The sequence below is a fragment of the Pseudomonas sp. CP-1 genome, assembly GCF_021213715.1.
Taxonomy (GTDB): Bacteria; Pseudomonadota; Gammaproteobacteria; order Pseudomonadales; family Pseudomonadaceae; genus Pseudomonas; species Pseudomonas aeruginosa.
In genome coordinates, this window is the sequence record NZ_JAJQKY010000001.1 from 219,006 (window position 1) to 237,660 (window position 18,655).

At 66.3% G+C, this 18,655-nt stretch carries 17 protein-coding genes; 10 read left to right on the top strand and 7 right to left on the bottom strand.

All coding sequences use genetic code 11. The features are described from left to right. Positions 1 to 260 precede the first annotated feature (260 nt). The 4 genes from hppD (at position 261) to arfB (ending at position 4,121) form a co-directional block, all read left to right on the top strand. Positions 261 to 1,334 carry a 4-hydroxyphenylpyruvate dioxygenase gene (gene hppD, locus LT948_RS01020; protein ID WP_003134288.1) on the top strand — a complete coding sequence of 358 codons (1,074 nt, stop codon included), beginning with the start codon at positions 261 to 263 and terminating at the stop codon, positions 1,332 to 1,334. Positions 1,335 to 1,631: 297 nt separating this feature from the next. Beyond that, a complete protein-coding gene (locus tag LT948_RS01025; protein WP_003085884.1) occupies positions 1,632 to 3,050 on the top strand; it encodes an amino acid permease in 1,419 nt (472 codons plus the stop codon). Between the two features lie 152 nt (positions 3,051 to 3,202). Further along, the gene (locus tag LT948_RS01030; RefSeq protein ID WP_003085889.1) at positions 3,203 to 3,586 is read left to right on the top strand and encodes a lysozyme inhibitor; all 384 of its coding nucleotides are present in this window, start codon (positions 3,203 to 3,205) and stop codon (positions 3,584 to 3,586) included. Between the two features lie 121 nt (positions 3,587 to 3,707). Beyond that, positions 3,708 to 4,121 carry an alternative ribosome rescue aminoacyl-tRNA hydrolase ArfB gene (arfB, locus tag LT948_RS01035; protein ID WP_003085891.1) on the top strand — a complete coding sequence of 138 codons (414 nt, stop codon included), beginning with the start codon at positions 3,708 to 3,710 and terminating at the stop codon, positions 4,119 to 4,121. Positions 4,122 to 4,143: 22 nt separating this feature from the next. Here the strand turns inward: arfB and pbpG are convergent, their stop codons facing one another. The 4 genes from pbpG to phhA form a co-directional block, all read right to left on the bottom strand. Then, positions 4,144 to 5,076, bottom strand: a complete 933-nt coding sequence (gene pbpG, locus LT948_RS01040; RefSeq protein WP_003114239.1) for a D-alanyl-D-alanine endopeptidase — start codon at positions 5,074 to 5,076, stop codon at positions 4,144 to 4,146. 312 nt (positions 5,077 to 5,388) lie between these two features. Next, positions 5,389 to 6,588, bottom strand: coding sequence for an amino acid aminotransferase (locus LT948_RS01045; RefSeq protein ID WP_003117127.1), 1,200 nt, complete (start codon positions 6,586 to 6,588; stop codon positions 5,389 to 5,391). Continuing rightward, on the bottom strand, positions 6,585 to 6,941 hold the full coding sequence (locus LT948_RS01050; RefSeq protein ID WP_003085898.1) for a 4a-hydroxytetrahydrobiopterin dehydratase: 357 nt from the start codon (positions 6,939 to 6,941) through the stop codon (positions 6,585 to 6,587). Before LT948_RS01050 ends, LT948_RS01045 begins: the two co-directional genes overlap by 4 nt. 104 nt (positions 6,942 to 7,045) lie before the next feature. After that, the gene (phhA, locus tag LT948_RS01055) at positions 7,046 to 7,834 is read right to left on the bottom strand and encodes a phenylalanine 4-monooxygenase (protein WP_003085900.1); all 789 of its coding nucleotides are present in this window, start codon (positions 7,832 to 7,834) and stop codon (positions 7,046 to 7,048) included. A gap of 284 nt (positions 7,835 to 8,118) precedes the next feature. Between phhA and LT948_RS01060 the strand changes: the two genes are divergently transcribed. Continuing rightward, positions 8,119 to 9,678 carry a sigma-54-dependent phenylalanine hydroxylase transcriptional regulator PhhR gene (locus LT948_RS01060; protein WP_003105980.1) on the top strand — a complete coding sequence of 520 codons (1,560 nt, stop codon included), beginning with the start codon at positions 8,119 to 8,121 and terminating at the stop codon, positions 9,676 to 9,678. Between the two features lie 217 nt (positions 9,679 to 9,895). Here the strand turns inward: LT948_RS01060 and LT948_RS01065 are convergent, their stop codons facing one another. Together LT948_RS01065 and LT948_RS01070 are read right to left on the bottom strand one after the other, a co-directional pair. Then, a complete protein-coding gene (locus LT948_RS01065; protein ID WP_073657347.1) occupies positions 9,896 to 10,162 on the bottom strand; it encodes a DUF2790 domain-containing protein in 267 nt (88 codons plus the stop codon). A gap of 268 nt (positions 10,163 to 10,430) precedes the next feature. Further along, the gene (locus tag LT948_RS01070) at positions 10,431 to 12,626 is read right to left on the bottom strand and encodes an FUSC family protein (protein ID WP_024947369.1); all 2,196 of its coding nucleotides are present in this window, start codon (positions 12,624 to 12,626) and stop codon (positions 10,431 to 10,433) included. Positions 12,627 to 12,845: 219 nt separating this feature from the next. Between LT948_RS01070 and LT948_RS01075 the strand changes: the two genes are divergently transcribed. Beyond that, positions 12,846 to 13,790: a LysR family transcriptional regulator gene (locus LT948_RS01075; protein WP_003085907.1), complete on the top strand. Its 945-nt coding sequence runs from the start codon at positions 12,846 to 12,848 to the stop codon at positions 13,788 to 13,790. 21 nt (positions 13,791 to 13,811) lie between these two features. On the opposite strand, the gene LT948_RS01080 is transcribed toward LT948_RS01075, so the two are convergent. Beyond that, the gene (locus LT948_RS01080) at positions 13,812 to 14,708 is read right to left on the bottom strand and encodes a LysR family transcriptional regulator (protein WP_003110267.1); all 897 of its coding nucleotides are present in this window, start codon (positions 14,706 to 14,708) and stop codon (positions 13,812 to 13,814) included. A 116-nt stretch (positions 14,709 to 14,824) separates the two neighbouring features. Between LT948_RS01080 and LT948_RS01085 the strand changes: the two genes are divergently transcribed. From LT948_RS01085 to LT948_RS01100, 4 genes are read left to right on the top strand one after another with little or no spacing between them, the layout of a single operon-like run. Beyond that, positions 14,825 to 15,652: an FAS1-like dehydratase domain-containing protein gene (locus LT948_RS01085; RefSeq protein WP_023092160.1), complete on the top strand. Its 828-nt coding sequence runs from the start codon at positions 14,825 to 14,827 to the stop codon at positions 15,650 to 15,652. A 45-nt stretch (positions 15,653 to 15,697) separates the two neighbouring features. After that, a complete protein-coding gene (locus tag LT948_RS01090) occupies positions 15,698 to 16,858 on the top strand; it encodes an acyl-CoA dehydrogenase family protein (RefSeq protein WP_218816319.1) in 1,161 nt (386 codons plus the stop codon). Positions 16,859 to 16,872: 14 nt separating this feature from the next. After that, positions 16,873 to 17,253 carry a VOC family protein gene (locus LT948_RS01095; RefSeq protein WP_023092159.1) on the top strand — a complete coding sequence of 127 codons (381 nt, stop codon included), beginning with the start codon at positions 16,873 to 16,875 and terminating at the stop codon, positions 17,251 to 17,253. 38 nt (positions 17,254 to 17,291) lie between these two features. Next, the gene (locus LT948_RS01100) at positions 17,292 to 18,644 is read left to right on the top strand and encodes an MmgE/PrpD family protein (protein ID WP_023092158.1); all 1,353 of its coding nucleotides are present in this window, start codon (positions 17,292 to 17,294) and stop codon (positions 18,642 to 18,644) included. Positions 18,645 to 18,655 lie beyond the last annotated feature (11 nt).

Below are 18,655 nucleotides of genomic sequence, written 5' to 3' on the forward strand. Positions count from 1 at the left end.
GCTTTCAGCGCAGCCGTGACAGCGCTGCTGGCAGTTTTTCGCTCCGCCCTGTAAAGATAATTTTACGAAGACCGGGCGTTCGCCATGCATGCCGCCGGCGCGTAAGGAATAGTTGCCAGAAACCCTGCGCCAGGCCCTGCGCCGGGCCCTGCCGACGGCTTGTCCGCCGCGCCGCCACGGGGTGAGATGAAGGCATCTCCCATGTCGCCGGCCGCCTGGACCGGCGGCGGTCCATTCAACAAGAACAACGAGGAGGCCGGATGAACGCCGTGGCCAAGATCGAACAGCACAATCCCATCGGTACCGACGGATTCGAATTCGTCGAGTTCACCGCCCCCGACGCCAAGGGCATCGAGCAGCTGCGCCAGCTGTTCAACATGATGGGCTTCACCGAAACCGCCAAGCATCGTTCCAAGGAAGTCTTCCTGTTCCAGCAGAACGATATCAACATCGTGCTCAACGGCAGCCCGACCGGGCATGTCCACGAATTCGCCCTCAAGCACGGCCCGAGCGCCTGCGCCATGGCCTTCCGGGTGAAGAACGCTTCCCAGGCCGCCGCCTACGCCGAATCCCAGGGCGCCAAGCTGGTGGGCAGCCACGCCAACTTCGGCGAGCTGAACATCCCTTCCCTGGAAGGCATCGGCGGTTCGCTGCTGTATCTTGTCGACCGCTACGGCGACCGCAGCATCTATGACGTCGACTTCGAGTTCATCGAAGGCCGCAGCGCCAACGACAACTCGGTCGGCCTGACCTACATCGACCACCTGACCCACAACGTCAAGCGCGGCCAGATGGACGTCTGGTCCGGTTTCTACGAGCGCATCGCCAACTTCCGCGAGATTCGCTACTTCGATATCGAAGGCAAGCTCACCGGCCTGTTCTCCCGCGCCATGACTGCGCCTTGCGGGAAGATCCGCATCCCGATCAACGAGTCGGCCGACGATACCTCGCAGATCGAGGAATTCATCCGCGAATACCATGGCGAAGGCATCCAGCACATCGCCCTGACCACCGACGACATCTATGCCACCGTGCGCAAGCTGCGCGCCAACGGCGTGAAGTTCATGTCGACCCCGGACACCTACTACGAGAAGGTCGACACCCGCGTCGCCGGGCATGGCGAGCCGCTCGAGCAACTGCGCGAACTGAACCTGCTGATCGACGGCGCCCCGGGCGACGACGGCATCCTGCTGCAGATCTTCACCGACACGGTGATCGGCCCGATCTTCTTCGAGATCATCCAGCGCAAGGGCAACCAGGGCTTCGGCGAGGGCAATTTCAAGGCCCTGTTCGAGTCCATCGAGGAAGATCAGATTCGCCGCGGCGTGATCTGATCCCGCTGCCGCCAGCCTGTTCCGGGGCTGGCGGTTTTCCTTGCGCTCCGCGTTTCCGTTCCAGCGGCGCCGATCGCGCCAGCCTTGCCCGCACCGCCGAGCCACGAGCCTGGCGGCCCATTCACGTCACGTACAACAACAAACAGGTGACGCATGATCCGTGAGTCCTTCCTTCGCCCAGCCGACCGCCCGCCGCCACGCGCCCCGCATGGCGCTCGCCGTGCGCCTGCCGCCTGAGCCGCACGGCCCCGTTTCGCCTCCGACAACAATAAATTTCCACTTGCGTGAGATAACTCAATGGACGGCCAACATCCGCATTCGGGCGAGCTCAAGCGCGGCCTGAAGAATCGTCACATCCAGTTGATCGCCCTCGGCGGCGCCATCGGCACCGGCCTGTTCCTTGGCTCGGCCGGGGTGCTCAAGTCGGCGGGCCCGTCGATGATCCTCGGCTACGCCATCGCCGGCTTCATCGCTTTCATGATCATGCGCCAGCTCGGCGAGATGATCGTCGAGGAGCCGGTTGCCGGCTCCTTCAGCCACTTCGCGCACAAGTACTGGGGCGGCTTCGCCGGCTTCCTCTCCGGCTGGAACTGCTGGGTGCTGTACATCCTGGTCGGGATGTCGGAACTGACCGCGGTCGGCAAGTACATCCACTACTGGTGGCCGGAGGTGCCGACCTGGGCCACGGCGGCGTTGTTCTTCGTCGTCGTCAACGCGATCAACCTGGCCAACGTCAAGGCCTTCGGCGAAGCCGAGTTCTGGTTCGCGATCATCAAGGTGGTGGCGATCATCGGCATGATCCTGCTCGGCTGCTACCTGCTGTTCAGCGGCAGCGGCGGTCCGCAGGCTTCGGTGAGCAACCTCTGGGCACACGGCGGTTTCTTCCCCAACGGAGTGAGCGGCCTGGTGATGGCCATGGCGATCATCATGTTCTCCTTCGGTGGCCTGGAAATGCTCGGCTTCACCGCGGCCGAGGCGGACAAGCCGAGGACGGTGATCCCGAAGGCGATCAACCAGGTGATCTATCGCATCCTGATCTTCTACATCGGCGCCCTGGTCGTGCTGCTCTCGCTGACGCCCTGGGACAGCCTGCTGCAGACCCTCAACGCTTCCGGCGATGCCTACAGCGGCAGCCCGTTCGTGCAGATCTTCTCGATGATCGGCAGCGGCACCGCCGCGCACCTGCTGAACTTCGTGGTGCTCACCGCCGCACTGTCGGTGTACAACAGCGGCACCTATTGCAACGGCCGCATGCTTCTCGGCCTGGCCGAGCAGGGCGATGCCCCGCGCGCGCTGGCCAGGGTCGACAAGCGCGGCGTACCGGTACGCGCCCTGGTGGTATCGGCGCTGGTGACCTTCCTCGCGGTGGTGGTGAACTATGTGATCCCGCACCAGGCGCTGGAGCTGCTGATGTCGCTGGTGGTGGCGGCGCTGGTGATCAACTGGGCGATGATCAGCATGGCGCACCTGAAGTTCCGCGCGCAGATGGACCGCCAGGGCACCCGCACGCACTTCCGCGCGTTCTGGTATCCGTACGGCAACTACCTGTGCATGGCCTTCGTGGTGTTCATCCTCGGCGTCATGTTGCTGATCCCCGGCATCCAGGTCTCGGTCTATGCCATCCCGGTCTGGCTGCTGGTGATGTGGGCCTGCTACCGACTCAAGGGAGCCCCGCGGCCGATGCCGGGCCTGCGGGTGAAGCCGGTCACCGAGTGATCGATGGGGCGCCGGCGCGCAGAGGAGAGGGGAGCGCTCCTTTGCGCGTCCCGGCGGCCCACAAGACTTTTTCTAGGGGCGCCTGTCGTTGACGCGGCAGGTGCCGAATTCCTACAGTGGCAGCGCCATTTTTTCTCGTTAGAGGGATTTCCATGAAAAAAGCGCTCTGGCTGCTTCTGGCTGCCGTTCCCGTGGTCCTGGTCGCCTGCGGCGGCAGCGACGACGACAAGCAGACCGCCCAGGTCGATTACCTGGCCCTGCCGGGGGATGCCAAGCTGGATACCCGCAGCGTCGACTACAAGTGCGAGAACGGTCGCAAGTTCACCGTGCAGTACCTGAACAAGGGCGACAACAGCCTCGCCGTGGTGCCGGTCAGCGACAACTCGACGCTGGTCTTCAGCAATGTGATTTCCGCCTCCGGCGCCAAGTACGCCGCCGGCCAGTACATCTGGTGGACCAAGGGCGAGGAAGCCACCCTCTACGGCGACTGGAAGGGCGGCGAGCCCACTGACGGGGTCGCCTGCAAGGAGCGTTGAGTTCGACCTGGCGCCTTAGCCGAAATGAAGGAACCCGGCCGCGGCCGGGTTTCTTTTTGCCTGCTTTTCCGCTCGGCAAAGGGGTTATGCTGGCAGCCCCGTTGGTCCACCGTGCCGCCCCATGCTGATCATCTCCAATGCCGTCCACCTGCCCGATCATGAGATCGAGCTGAATGCCATTCGCGCCCAGGGCGCCGGCGGGCAGAACGTCAACAAGGTCTCCAGCGCGGTGCACCTGCGCTTCGACATCCAGGCCTCGTCGTTGCCGCCGTTCTACAAGGAGCGTCTGCTGGCACTGAACGACCAGCGCATCAGCGGCGACGGCGTGGTAGTGATCAAGGCCCAGCAGTACCGGACCCAGGAGCAGAACCGCGAGGATGCCCTGGAGCGCCTGGCGGAGTTGATCCGCAGCGTGGCCAAGGTGCAGAAGGCGCGGCGCCCGACCAAGCCTACGCGCGGCTCGCAGAAGCGCCGGCTGGACGGCAAGACCAAGCGCGGCGCGGTGAAGGCCGGGCGCGGCAAGGTGGATTTCTGAGCCGGCCGGTCTTCGCGACGGATCAGCGTACGGCCTGGGCCACCGGCTGGCCGAGGCCGCGCTCGCGGTCGCGTTGCAGGCGATAGGCCTTGGCCGCGGCCGGGATCGCAGTGACCTGGCCGGTTTCCAGCCAGCGTCGCAGGCGGGTGGCGTCGGCGAAGTGGGTGTACTTGCCGAAGGCGTCCAGCACCACCAGATTGACCGGGCTGCGGTTGATCGTGGTGCGCATCACCAGGCAGTGGCCTGCCTCGTTGGTGAAGCCGGTCTTGGTCAACTGAATGTTCCAGGTCTTGTTGTTGATCAGGTGGTTGGTGTTGCGGAAGCCCAGGGTGTAGTTGGGGTGGCGGAAGGCCACGGTCTTCTCCGGAGTGGTGCTCCACTGACTGAGCAGCGGGTACTGCCGGCTAGCCACCAGCAGGCGGGTGAGGTCGCGAGCGGTGGAGACGTTGTGCAGCGACAGCCCGGTCGGCTCGACGTAGCGGGTGTTCTTCATTCCGAGGGCGTGGGCCTTGGCGTTCATCGCCTTGACGAAGGCGTTCTTGCCGCCCGGATAGTTCTGCGCGAGGCTGGCGGCGGCGCGGTTCTCCGAGGACATCAGGGCGAGCAGGAGCATGTCCCGGCGGCTGATCTGGCTGCCGACCCGCACTCGGGAAAACACCCCGCGCATTTCGCTGGTCTCGCTGATGGCGATCGGCAGTACCTCGTCCAGCGGCAGTTTCGAGTCGAGCACGACCATGGCGGTCATCAGCTTGGTGATCGAGGCGATCGGCACCACCAGGTCGGGGTTGCGCGAGTAGAGCACCTTGCCGGTGTTCTGGTCGGTAACCAGCGCGCTGCCCGACGCCAGCTCCTGTTGCAGCGGCAGCCCGGCCTTGGGCGGCGGGGAGGCGGATACCGCGGTGGCAACGCTGAGGGACAGGAACAGGGTGACCAGTGACAGGAGACGGTTTCTCACGTGCGTTGCTCACTAAGACGAGAAAGTGGGGCCGTGGGGCGCAGTGTGAACTGGTGCCCATAATTGAGCATTTTATGCTCTTTTGTAGGAAAAGCACGTAGGGCTTTGAAAGTGCTGACTTATGGTTGGCCCGGTTCGGAGAGGTTCGGCGGATAACGCCTGTGGCGGTATTCGCCCTACGCCCACAAGGTCGTGGTGCGGTAGGGCGAATAACCGCAACGCGGTTATCCGCCGCCTCGGCGGGAGTGCGCGGCATTCGCTGGGGCGAAAAAAAGCCGGCCATCACAGCCGGCTCAGGGTAACCGTGAGGGTTCAGTCCGCGCAGACCTGGGCGATGGCTTGCGCCAGGCGGTCGAGGCGGCGCGCGTCGAGACCGGCGACGTTGGCCCGGCCGCTGGAGACCAGGTAAACGGCGTGCTCGTCGCGCAGCCGAGCGACCTGCTGCGGGCTCAGTCCGGTATAGGAAAACATCCCGCGTTGCGCGCCGACATGGGCGAAGCGCTCGGCCAGGCCGTGCGGCGCCAGGGCTTCGACCAGGCCGATGCGCAGGCTGGCGATGCGCGAGCGCATGCCTTCGACCTCTTCCTGCCAGAGTCCCTTCAACTCGCTGTCGCCGAGGATCGCCGCGACCACCTCGGCGCCATGCGCCGGCGGGGTCGACCAGAGGTTGCGGGCGAGGAAGGCCAGTTGGCTACGCACATCGGTGAGCTTCTCGGCGTTCTGCGCGCAGACGATCAGCGCGCCGACGCGGTCGCGGTACAGGCCGAAGTTCTTCGAGCAGGAACTGGTGACCAGCACCTCCGGCAGTTCGCCGGCGAACAGGCGTACCGCCCAGGCGTCTTCCTCGAGACCGTCGCCGAAGCCCTGGTAGGCGAAGTCGATCAGCGGCAGCAGCTCGCGGCGACGTACCACGTCGAGCACCCTGCGCCAGTCGTCGTGGCTCAGGTCGAAACCGGTCGGGTTGTGGCAGCAGGCATGCAACAGCACCACGTCTCCCTGGGGAATGCGCTCCAGGCCAGCAAGCATCGCCTCGACATCCAGGCGGTTGTCGGCGCTGACGTAGGGGTAGTGGGAAACCTTCAGGCCGGCGGCGGCGAACAGCGTCTCGTGGATCGGCCAGGTCGGGTCGCTCAGCCAGATGCCGCGGCCGGGCAGGCAATGGGCGATGAAGTCGCCGGCCAGGCGCAAGGCGCCGGTGCCGCCGGGCGTCTGGGTGGCGTCGGCGCGTTGCTCCAGCAACAGCGGCGAGGCGGCGCCGAGCGCCAGTTCCGCCAGGCGCGCGGCGAACAGCGCATCGCCGTGGCCGCCGACGTAGCTCTTGGTGGTTTCCTGCTCGACCAGGCGCTGCTCGGCGAGTTTCACCGAGCGCAGGATCGGGGTCAGGCCCTGGGCATCCTTGTAGACACCGACGCCGAGGTCCAGCTTGTCCGCGCGCGGATCGTTGCGGTAGGCGTCGAGCAGGCCCAGGATCGGGTCGCCCGGTACGCGGGCGACCTTGGCGAAATGACTCATTTGCGCCCCTCGGCGGTTTTCGCTACCTCGTCGGTGCGCGCCGCCATGATGAAGTCGTTGCGGTGCAGGCCCTTGATCGAGTGGCTCCACCAGGTCACGGTGACTTTGCCCCACTCGGTCAGCAGGCCCGGATGGTGGCCTTCGGCCTCGGATATCTCGCCGACGGCATTGGTAAAGGCCAGGGCGTGCTTGAAGTTCTTGAACAGGTAGACCTTCTCCAGTTGCATGATGCCGTCGCGGACTTCGATGTTCCAATCCGGAATCTGCCGCAGCAGCACGGGCAGTTCTTCGTCGCTGACGTGCGGGGCGTCGGCGCGGCAGGCTTCGCAATGGGCTTGGGTGAGTGCAGTCATGGTGGGAGTCCTTGGTTGTCGCATGTGGGAGCGGCGGACGGGCCGGACCCGTCCACCATAGTACAAGGCCGCCGCGGGGTCAGCCGCGGTGGCGGCGATTCTCGTCAGGCCGCCTGCTTGGGCGGGAACAGCGGCGCGTGCAGGCCCAGGCGCATGGCCTCGTGGACCAGTGCCATGATGTCTTCCTGGGCCAGTTGGAACAGGCGCTTGAGGTCGGGCAGGACGAAATAGAGCGGTTGCAGGATGTCGATGCGGTAGGGCGTGCGCATCGCCTCCAGCGGATTGAAGGCCTGGTGCAGCGGCTCGTCGGAGAGGCAGTAGACGGTCTCCTTCGGCGAGGAGAGGATGCCGCCGCCGTAGATGCGCTTGCCCTGGTCGGTCTCGACCAGGCCGAACTCGATGGTCATCCAGTACAGGCGGGCGAGGAACACGCGTTCCTCCTTGCTCGCCTTGAGGCCGAGCTTGCCGTAGGTATGGGTGAACTCGGCGAACCAGGGGTTGGTCAGCAGTGGGCAGTGGCCGAAGATCTCGTGGAAGATGTCCGGCTCCTGCAGGTAGTCCAGTTCTTCCGGGGTGCGGATAAAGGTGGCGACGGGGAATTGCTGGCTGGCCAGCAGTTCGAAGAAGGTCTGGAACGGAATCAGCGCCGGAACCCGCGCCACGCGCCAGCCGGTGGTGGCCTGGAGAACCCTGTTGATCTCGTCGAGCTGGGGGATCCGGTCGTGGGGCAGGCCGAGCTGTTCGATGCCGTCGAGGTATTCCTGACAGGCGCGGCCTTCGATCACCTTCAGTTGCCGGGTGATCAGGGTATTCCAGACCTGGTGCTCGGTTTCCGGATAGTGGATGAAACCGTTGTCGTCGGGCTGGCGGGCCACGTACTGCGTCGTTTTCATACGGACTCCATGAGCGGCTTGTGGCCGCGGGGTCTTTGTTGTTGTCGTTGCCTTATCGATACCGCGTCGGGACGGTCCGTGCAGCCCCGGATAGGGACCGGGCAACGGGGAGGAATCGGCGTTTTCGTAAAGTTTTCCTTACGAACTGTCCTGGGTCGCCTGTTCATTGGGCCAGGCATTCTTGCTGGTGAGTCTAACTGTCACATATTCTTGACGGAAATTTCCGGCCGGGAGTTAAAAAAACCGGCCGCGAGCCCATCAGAACGACAACACCGGGCCACGCCATGCGTATCAAAGTGCACTGCCAGAACCGGGTAGGCATCCTCCGCGACATCCTCAACCTGCTGGTCGACTACGGCATCAACGTCAATCGCGGCGAAGTCGGCGGCGACCAGGGCAACGCCATCTACCTGCTCTGTCCGAACATGATCAACCTCCAGTTGCAGTCGCTGCGGCCCAAGCTGGAGGCGGTGCCGGGGGTCTTCGGGGTCAAGCGCGTCGGCCTGATGCCCAGCGAGCGCCGGCACCTGGAACTCAACGCGCTGCTCGCCGCCCTGGACTTCCCGGTGCTCTCGGTGGACATGGGCGGGCAGATCGTCGCCGCCAACCGTGCCGCCGCGCAGTTGCTCGGCGTGCGCGTCGACGAGGTGCCGGGGATTCCGCTGTCGCGCTATGTCGAGGACCTCGACCTGCCCGAACTGGTGCGCGCCAACAAGGCGCGGATCAACGGGCTGCGGGTGAAGGTGAAGGGCGACGTGTTCCTCGCCGACATCGCGCCGCTGCAATCCGAGCACGACGAGAGCGAGGCGCTGGCTGGAGCGGTGCTGACCCTGCATCGCGCGGATCGCGTCGGCGAGCGCATCTACCATGTGCGCAAGCAGGAGCTGCGTGGCTTCGACAGTATCTTCCAGAGTTCGCGGGTAATGGCCGCGGTGGTCCGCGAGGCGCGGCGCATGGCGCCGCTGGACGCGCCGCTGCTGATCGAGGGCGAGACCGGCACCGGCAAGGAGCTGCTGGCGCGCGCCTGCCACCTGGCCAGCCCGCGCGGGCAGTCGCCGTTCATGGCGTTGAACTGCGCCGGCCTGCCGGAATCCATGGCCGAGACCGAGCTGTTCGGCTATGGTCCGGGAGCCTTCGAGGGCGCCCGTCCGGAAGGCAAGCTCGGCCTGCTGGAGCTTACCGCCGGCGGTACGCTGTTCCTCGACGGCGTCGGCGAGATGAGCCCGCGCCTGCAGGCCAAGCTGTTGCGCTTCCTGCAGGACGGCTGTTTCCGCCGGGTCGGCAGCGACGAGGAGGTGTACCTGGACGTGCGGGTGATCTGCGCCACCCAGGTAGACCTGTCCGAACTCTGCGCCAAGGGCGAATTCCGCCAGGACCTCTATCACCGTCTCAATGTGCTCTCGCTGCACATCCCGCCGCTGCGCGAGTGCCTGGATGGCCTGGCGCCGCTCGCCGAGCATTTCCTCGACCAGGCCAGCCGGCAGATCGGCTGCGGCCTGCCGAAGCTTTCCGCGCAGGCGCTGGAACGTCTCGAACGCTACCACTGGCCGGGCAACGTGCGGCAATTGGAAAACGTGCTGTTCCAGGCGGTTTCGCTGTGCGAAGGGGGAACGGTCAAGGCCGAGCACATCCGCCTGCCGGACTACGGCGCGCCGCAGCCGCTGGGGGATTTTTCCCTGGAAGGAGACCTCGACGCCATCGTCGGGCGCTTCGAGAAGGCGGTGCTGGAGCGCCTGTTCCGCGAGCATCCGAGCAGCCGCCAGTTGGGCAAGCGCCTCGGCGTTTCGCATACCACGGCGGCGAACAAGCTGCGCCAGCATGGCGTGGGGCAAGGCGAGGGCTGAGCGGCATGCTTGCCGGTTTGTTGCAGGCTGGGAAAGAAACGGCGGAGGCGTCGGCCCCTGTGGAAGGGCGGCAGCGCGGTGAGGCGCGGGGAAGACGGCCAGGATGTTCGCCGAGGGGCGGGATCTTCGCCGCCGAGTACACAATGATCGCGCCGGATGGGCGAGCTGCCCCTCGTGGCGCGATCCTTCGGAGGTCGACCCGGAGGTCGAGGAGAGTTTAGCCGCCAGTGCAGCCGTTGCCCCAGACCTGATATTCGACGGTATGTTTCTGCCCGTTCGAATCTTCGTAGGTCATGCGTGCGGGAACGATGCCGCACGCATTGGAAGTGTCGGTTGAAGATATAACGCGAGCCACATCCAGTTGCATGCCATAGGCATATTCTTCAACAGCGATTTCCTGCTGGCTGGCAGGTTGATCCTGGGCGCCAGCCGCCATCACCAGCGGCGAGCAGGCGAACAGGGCCATCAGGGCGAAAGCCTTCATTACTATTTACCTGAGTAGTTTCTGAGTGGGTACGATCTGCCGTCGGAAGACAGGCGGACAGGTCACCGGTGCAACTCGATAAACAAGGCTGGGTAAGTAAGTCTGCAATCAAGTTGCGGAGTCGAAGTTCAACGGGAGTTAACTTCGGCTGTTGGGTTTATTTTAAGTTGGGATAGGCTGCGACATATAGACTCAGTCAAGACAAGAACCTTGTACGGATCGGTAACAATATCCCTGTGGCCTTCTGCGCCGCGGCTTTTCGACCGGCTCACGGGTTTCTTTCCTGGCCCAGGGGCGATTGCGGGTCGAGCAGGGCGCTGCGAATGAAGTGCAGGTAGCTGAGCACCCGTCGCAGCGGCGAGGTATCGAACTGCGGTGCGCGCGGCTCCGGCGCCGCCCGTACCGCCATGATCGCCTGGTTCACCGCGTGCAGGGCGCGCTGACGGTTGCTCGGCCCGGGTTGCAGGAACAGCCGGATCAGCGCCCGGCCCATCAGGCGGATCGCCCGGCGCCAGGCGGTGCGTTCGGCGTAGCAGGGCTCCTGGGGCAGGCGTTGCTGTTCGAGGCGCAGCTCGATGATCGCCTGGCCGACCTCCAGCACCAGGAACATCCAGCCGAGCAACCGGCGTTGCACGTCCGGGCGGCCGGCGGAGAAGGTGTAGGCCTGGTTCAGCAGGTCGCGGGTGCCGCTTTCGAAACCGGAGACCAGGCCCTTGCTCTTGCCGCTGATGGCGAACACCACCCGCTCGCGCAGGTCGTGCTCCAGGCGCTTCCACATCCACGGCCGGTTCGGCGGCAGGATCACCCTGGCGGCGACCGTGGCGAGGACCATCGACAAGAGTAGTGCCAGGTATTCGTTGAAGAAGGCCAGGGCGTCGTAGCGCGCCATGTTGGCCGGCAGCGAGGCGAAGCAGAACCACACCAGCAGGCCGACGCCGTAGCCGTTCCACTGCGGCCGCCAGAGCAGCAGGGCGCCGACCGCGAAGACCGGCAGCAGGCAGCAGAGCAGCATCGGGAAACCGTCCACGTGGGGTAGCAGGTAGAGCAGCACGAACAGCCCGGTGCAGGCCCCGGCGAGGGTCCCGAGGGTGAGTTGCAGCGACAACCGGCCGGGATTCGGCGAGGTCGAGGAGAGCGCCGAGATCAGTACCGCGGTGAGGGCGAAGGTGCCGCCGTAGGGCCAGGAGGTCTGGATCCAGAACGTGCCGAGCAGGCCGATCATCAGCGCGCTGCGCGCTCCGGCGACCAGCGCAGCGACCGGGTTGGCGCGGGCGACGAAGCTTTCCTTCCATTGCTCGCGGGCATGGTGGTGTTCGGCCAGGGAAGCGTGGGTCAGGGCGTAGTTGTGCAGGTCGTCGGTGAAACGGAAGGCCAGTTCGGCGGCGGTGTTGAAATCCAGCAGGTCGTTCTCGCCGGGGCGCTGCTCCACCAGGCGCTGGCGGGCCTGGCGGATGGTCTGCATCAGTTCCGGCTTGTAGGCCTCGATGCGTTCGGCCAGGCGCGCGGCGTCGGCGTCGGTGGGCGTCCGTTCGCGAATCGGCGCGAGCAGCCCGGCAAGCTCCGCCAGGCAGGGCGCCAGGACCTCCAGGACATTCTGCGCCCCGCGCCCGCGCAGGCGTTCGAGCAGGCGGTGGAGGCCGTGGAAGCGACTGGTCATGACCATGAATTCGTTGTTCAGGCGAGTCAGCCGGCCGCTGCGCAGGCGCATGTGCGGATCTTCGAAAGTAGTGGCGCTGCGCAGGTTTTCCAGGCCCACGGACTGGGCGACGAAGCGCGCGCTGAGCTCGCCGAAGCGCTCGCCGTCGAGGCTGCCCTGCAGGCCTTCGGCGGCGAATCCGGCGAAGTCGCGGAAGCGCCCGTAGAGTGTGTTGCGCAGGGCGGCGCCGCTGGTCTGCGGCAGGAAGATGGCGCTGACGGTACCGGTGCAGAGGATGCCCAGGGATATTTCCAGGACCCGCCACAGCGCCGCCATGAAGGCGCCTTCCGGGTGTGCGGTGGCGGGAATCCCGATCATGGTCGCGGTGTAGCCGGCGAGTACGCAGGCGTAGCCGCGGAAATCGCGGTAGCGCGCGGCGCCGGCGGTGCACAGGCCGACCCAGAGCGCCAGGCAGGCGAGGAACAGCACGCGCTCCTGGGCGAACAGGGCGATCAGGGTGACCATCACGCTGAGGCCGATCAGGGTTCCGACGATGCGGTAGAAGCTCTTGGCCAGGACCTGCCCGCTCTGCGTCTGCATGACGATGAAGACCGTCACCAGCACCGTACTCGGCTGCGGCAGCTCCAGGCGATAGGCCAGCCACAGGGCGAGGCTGGCGGTGAGCAGGGCCTTGAATACGAAGACCCAGGCGACGCCGTCGCTACGCGCCCATTCGAGCAGGGCGCGGCGCAATTCGTCGGAGCTGGGAAAGAACGCGAGGGGAGCCGGTGGAACCAGGGGGAGACCTTTCCGGGTGGCGCGGGGCACTGCTGCGAATCCTGAACGACGGCGAGGGGAGGCCGAAACGGCTGGGAATTCTAGGAGCGCCGGCGCTTGCGGATAAGAGCTCGGATAGGTGAAAAATTTTTGTCACAAAAGGCAATAATAGGTGGGTTGACTCGTGACAGAATCTGCGCCGCCTTGGGGTGTCCTCCGGGTTGCGTGGAAAAGAGACGCGCCATAAGCGTCAGAGCCTAGAGGGCCGTGATGGATATCCTGTTCAATATGCGCGCGTTCGTCAGCGTCGCGGAGACCGGCAGTTTCACTGCCGCCGCCCAGCGCCTGGACCTGACGACCGCCTATGTCTCCCGTGCGGTGGCCAAGCTGGAGGCCCACCTGCAGACCCGCCTGCTGCATCGCACCACCCGGCGCATCGCGCTGACCGAAGCCGGGCAGCGCTACCTGATGCGCGCCCAGCAGATACTCGCCTACATCGAGGAGGCCGAGGCCGAGGCGGGCGACGCCCATGCGCGGCCGTCGGGCACGCTGAAGGTCCACGCGATGACCGGCATCGGCCAGCACTACCTGATCAAGGCCATCTCGCAATACTGCGAGACCTACCCGGAGGTTGGCTTCGACCTGACCCTGGCCAACCGGATCACCGACATTCTCGACGAGGGCTACGACATTTCCGTGGTGATAGCCCCCGAACTGCCGGACTCCGGTTTCGTCTCCAAGTGCATCGGCCAGACCTACAGCATCCTCTGCGCCTCGCCGGGCTACATTGCCGCGCATGGCTTCCCCAAGCTGCCGGCGGAGCTGTCCGCGCACCGTTGCCTGCGCCTGGTGAACTCGGTGATGTCGCTGGACCGCTGGCTGTTCGACGGTCCCGACGGCCAGGAACTGGCCTGCATCAACCAGACGCATTTCCAGGTCAACACCGCCGACGCCATGACCGAGGCGGTGGTCTCCGGCATGGGTATCGGCGCGCTGCCGGTGTACGCGGCGGTCAACGGCCTGAAGGACGGCAGCCTGGTGCGGGTGTTGCCGCGCTATAGCCTGTTCCATCTCAACGTCTACGCCCTCTACCCCTCGCGGCAGTACCTGGATGCAAAGATCCGCACCTGGGTCGAGTTCCTCCGCGAGCACATGCCGGCGATGCTCGCCGCGGACGAGCGCAGCCTGGCGGAGAGCGGTGGGTTGGCGAACTGAGCGGGAGTGGTGGGCGGCCCCCTACAGGCTGTCTCCCACCCTCTGCAACTCCTCGATCAACGCCCGCAGGCAACTCGGCAGTGCTTCCAGGTCGCGTACCAGCAGGCTGCGCTCGCGGATCGCCCAGGGCTCGTCGAGTTCGATGGTCGCCAGTTTCATCGTCCGGCTGTGGCGGCGCGCGGCGGACTGCGGGATCACGCCGATGCCGACGCCGCCCTCGATCATCCGGCAGATCGCCTCGAAGCTGGAGACCTGGATGCGCAGCGATAGCTGCTCGCCCATCTGCTCCACCCGTTCGTACAGGAAGGCGTGCAGGGTGGTGCCCTCGGGCAGGCCGATATGCTGGAACTGCAGGGTGTCGCGCAGGCTTACCCTGGCCTGTCCGGCCAGCGGATGGCCCTGGGGCACCGCCATCACCAGGCGGTCGGTGCTGAAATGCAGGACCTGCAGGCCACTGGCCGCCACCGGCCCGGCGATGATGCCGAGGTCGGTGGAGCCGTCCAGTACGCCGCGGACAATGTCGCGGCTGAGGCGTTCCTGCAGGTCGACGGTGACCCCGGGACGAGCGGCGAGGAAGCCGGCGAGGATTTCCGGGAGGAATTCGGTGACCGCGGTGGTATTGGCGAAGATGCGGATATGCCCGGCGGCGTCGCTGCCGTACTCGGTGAACTCGCTCTTCAGGTATTCCACCTGGCGCATGATCAGCCGCGCGTGCTGTAGCAGGCGCTGGCCCGCCGGGGTCAGTTCGACGCCGCGGCTGTCGCGGTACAGCAGGCGGCTGCCGAGCTGGCCTTCGAGCGCCTTGACCCGTGCGCTGGCGGCGGCCGGGGAAAGGAAGGCGCGGCGCGCGCCCTGGGTCAGGCTGGGCGACTCGGCGATATGGATGAACAGGCGCAGGTCGGCGAGATCGAAATGCATGGGCACTCCATGGCGTTCGGCAAATCCGAACGCGCCATTGCGTAATTGCAAATTCTCAAAACGCTAGCATCCTATCATTCTCCTCCCATCACCCCCTAGGTCATGGGAAGCCACGCATGAGTGAGTCCGCTTTCGCCCCCTGGATCGGTCGCCAGGAAGAAACCCACGATCAATTGAGCCGCAACCTGGTCAAGCGCATCGCCGCCACCTTCGGCGAGCCGACCCCGGCCCACGGCGAAGCGCTGCCGCCGCTCTGGCACTGGGCGTTCTTCCAGGACCCGGTGGAGGCCGCCGGCCTCGGCGTCGACGGCCACCCGGCGCGCGGCGGTTTCCTGCCGCCGGCGGACGATCGCAACCGCATGTGGGCCGGCGGGCGCCTGGAGTTCCACCAGCCGCTGCAGGTCGGCGGCGAGGCCAGCCGCACCTCGACCATCCTCCGGGTCGAGGAGAAGCACGGTCGCAGCGGCGCGCTGCTGTTCGTCACCCTGCGCCACGACTACCGCCAGGACGGCCAGCTGGCGCTGAGCGAAGAGCACGACATCGTCTACCGCGAACCGACCCCGCCCAAGCTCGGCGGTACCGAGGCATTGCCCGAGGGCGACTGGCGCGAGGCGCTGGAGCCCGATCCGGTGTTGCTGTTCCGCTACTCGGCGGTGACTTTCAACGGCCACCGCATTCACTACGACTGGCCCTATGTCACCGACGCCGAAGGCTATCCGGGCCTGGTGGTGCACGGTCCGCTGATCGCCACCCTGGCCCTGCGCGCGTTCTGCCGGGCCAATCCGCAGGCGCGTCTGCGCCGCTTCGCCTATCGCGGCCTGCGCCCGCTGATCTGTCCCGAGCCGTTCGAGGTCGGTGGCCGCCTGCTCGCTGCCGGCAAGGCCGAGGTATGGGTCGGCAATGGCGCCGGCCTGGCCCAGCGCGGCGACGTGGAATTCGACTGAAAGGGCGCCAGCGCCCATCCAACGACAAGAATCGAGGAGTCACCGATGAATCCGAACAGCGAAGAGCTGAACGCGATCCGCGAGGGCGTACGTGCCCTCTGCGCCGAATTCGACGCCGCCTACTGGCGCCGCATCGATGAGCAGCGCGGTTTTCCCGAGGCCTTCGTCAAGGCCCTGACCGACGCCGGCTGGCTCTCGGCAATGATCCCGGAGGAGTACGGCGGTTCCGGCCTGGGCCTGGCCGAGGCCTCGGTGATCCTGGAGGAAGTCAACCGCTGCGGCGGCAACTCCGGCACCGTGCACGGGCAGATGTACAACATGTTCACGCTGCTGCATAACGGCAGCGAGGCGCAGAAGCGCTTCTACCTGCCGAAGCTGGCCAGCGGCGAGCTGCGCCTGCAGTCGATGGGGGTGACCGAGCCGACCACCGGCACCGATACCACCAAGATCAAGACCACCGCCGTGCGCAAGGGCGACCGCTATGTGATCAACGGGCAGAAGGTGTGGATCTCGCGGATCCAGCACTCCGACCTGATGATCCTGCTGGCGCGCACCACGCCGCTGGCCGAGGTGAAGCGCAAGTCCGAAGGCATGTCGATCTTCCTCGTCGACCTGCGCGAGGCCATCGGCAAGGGCCTGACCGTGCAGCCGATCGCCAACATGGTCAACCACGAGACCAACGAGCTGTTCTTCGACAACCTGGAGATCCCCGCCGATAGCCTGATCGGTGAGGAAGGCAAGGGCTTCCGCTACATCCTCGACGGCCTCAATGCCGAGCGCACCCTGATCGCCGCCGAATGCATCGGCGACGGCCGCTGGTTCATCGACAAGGCCAGCCACTATGCCCGCGACCGCGTGGTCTTCGGCCGGCCGATAGGGCAGAACCAGGGCGTGCAGTTCCCCATCGCCGAGGCGCACATCGAAGTGGAGGCCGCCGACCTGATGCGCTGGCGCGCCTGCCAGGAGTACGACGCCGGGCTCAACGCCGGGGCCAGCGCGAACATGGCCAAGTACCTGGCGGCGAAAGCTTCCTGGGAGGCGGCCAACGCCTGCCTGCAGACCCACGGCGGCTTCGGCTTCGCCTGCGAGTACGACGTCGAGCGCAAGTTCCGCGAGACCCGCCTGTACCAGGTGGCGCCGATCTCCACCAACCTGATCCTGTCCTACGTGGCCGAGCACCTGCTCGAACTGCCGCGCTCGTTCTGAAGCGGGAGCCGCCCATGCAGATCGACCGTATCGACCACCTGGTGCTCACCGTCCGCGACATCGACGCCAGCATCGATTTCTACACCCGCGTACTGGGTATGCGCGCCGTTACCTTCGGCGCGGGTCGCAAGGCCCTCGCCTTCGGTGCGCAGAAGATCAACCTGCACCAGGCCGGGGGCGAATTCGAACCCAAGGCCGAGCGACCTACGCCGGGGTCCGCCGACCTCTGTTTCATCGTCGCCACGCCACTCGAGGCGGTGGCCGAGCAACTGCGCCAGCAGGCCGTGGAAATCCTCGAGGGCCCGGTGCAGCGCACCGGCGCCGGCGGGCCGATCCTCTCGCTGTACCTGCGCGACCCCGACCTGAACCTGATCGAACTGAGCAACCCGCTGTAGGCCGCGTGCCTCGGGACAACTACAAGAGAGCGTTGGTCATGACCGACTACACCCAGCAACTCGCCGGCTTTCTCGCCGGCCTGCGCTACCAGGACCTGCCGCCGGCGGTGCTGGCGCGGATGGAAGAATTGTTCCTCGACTGGCTCGGCTCGGCGCTGGCCGGCAAGGGCCAGCATCCGATCCCATTGTTCGAGCGCTACGCCGAACGCATGGGCCCGGCCGACGGTAGCGCGCAGATCCTGCCCAGCCGGCGGCGCAGCTCGCCGTATTTCGCCGCCCTGGTGAACGGCGCGGCTTCCCACGTGGTGGAGCAGGACGACCTGCACAACAGCTCGGTGCTGCACCCCGCGGCAGTGGTCTTCCCTGCCGCCCTGGCCGCGGCCCAGGACCTCGGCCGCAGTGGCGCCGAGCTGATCCTCGCGGCGGTGGCCGGCTACGAGGCCGGCATCCGCATCGGCGAATTCCTCGGTCGTTCCCACTACCGGGTGTTCCATACCACTGCCACGGTCGGCACCCTCGCCGCGGCAGTGGCGGTGGGCAAGCTGATGGACTTCGACCGCGAGCGCTTCGTCGACCTGCTCGGCAGCGCCGGAACCCAGGCCGCCGGGCTCTGGGAGTTCCTCCGCGACGCCGCCGATTCCAAGCAGTTGCATACCGCCAAGGCCGCCGCCGACGGGCTGCTCGCCGCCTATCTCACCGCCGACGGCCTGAGCGGCGCGCGACACATCCTCGAAGGCGAGCAAGGGATGGCCGCCGGGATGTCCAGCGACGCCGACCCCGAGCGCCTGGTGGATCGCCTCGGCAGCCGCTGGGCGTTGCTGGAAACCTCGTTCAAGTTCCACGCCTCGTGCCGCCATACCCATCCCGCGGCCGACGCGCTGCTGGCGCTGATGCTGCGCGAAGGGCTCGATCACTCGCAGATCGCCGCGGTCACTGCGCGGGTCCACCAGGGCGCCATCGACGTGCTCGGCCGGGTGGTCGAGCCGCAGACCGTGCACCAGGCGAAGTTCTCCATGGGCACCGTGCTGGGCCTGATCGCCGTGTACGGCAAGGCCGGCCTCGGCGAGTTCCATCGGCATGCGCTGAGCGACCCACGGGTCGCTGCGTTCCGCGAGCGGGTCGAGATGCGCCTGGACCCGGAGGTCGACGCCGCCTATCCGCAGCGCTGGCTCGGGCGGGTCGAAGTACTGGATGGCGAAGGGCGGCGCCATACCGCCGCCATCGACGAACCCAAGGGCGATCCCGGCAATACCCTCAGCCGCGACGAGCTGGCCGACAAGTTCCGCCGCCTGCTGGCGTTTTCCGGCGCGGCCACCGGCGCCGAGGCGGAGATCCTTATCCAGCGGGCCTGGGGCCTGCGTCAGGCGCCTTCCGTAACGCCCCTGATCTGATCAACCGAACC